This is a genomic window from Komagataeibacter melaceti (assembly GCF_003403295.1).
In the GTDB taxonomy this organism is placed as follows: Bacteria; Pseudomonadota; Alphaproteobacteria; order Acetobacterales; family Acetobacteraceae; genus Komagataeibacter; species Komagataeibacter melaceti.
Genome location: NZ_QUWV01000121.1, coordinates 1 through 388, shown reverse-complemented (window position 1 = coordinate 388; position 388 = coordinate 1). Strand labels below are relative to the sequence as shown.

Annotated in this window: 1 protein-coding gene; it reads left to right on the top strand. The window is 67.8% G+C overall.

What is annotated here, in order from left to right:
- Nucleotides 1-388 (top strand): 6-phosphogluconolactonase (locus DY926_RS12625; protein WP_186336168.1); only part of this gene is annotated, 388 nt, incomplete at both ends.

The window sequence follows — 388 nt, the reverse complement described above, 5'->3', positions numbered from 1 at the left end:
CCGGCGCAGGCGGCGGCGAAATACCAGGCGGAGCTGGAAAAGGTCTATGGCGGCAAGGTGCTGGAACCCGGCCGCCCGCTGTTTGACGTGGTGATGCTGGGGCTGGGCGATAACGGGCATACCGCATCGCTTTTCCCGCGCCAGCCGGTGCTGGAGGAAAGGAAGCTGTGGGTCTCGACCTGCGTGCCCGATGACGCGCCGCATACGCGCCTGACCCTGACCTATCCTGCCATCCATTCCAGCCGGCATGTGGTGTTCATGCTGGCCGGGGCGGGCAAGCGCGAGGCCTTCGCCCGAGTGCGCGCGGGCGACCCGGCGGAACCCGCAAGCCACATCACCACCGAGGGAGACCTGACGTGGCTTATGGACACGGCGGCGGCGGGACAAT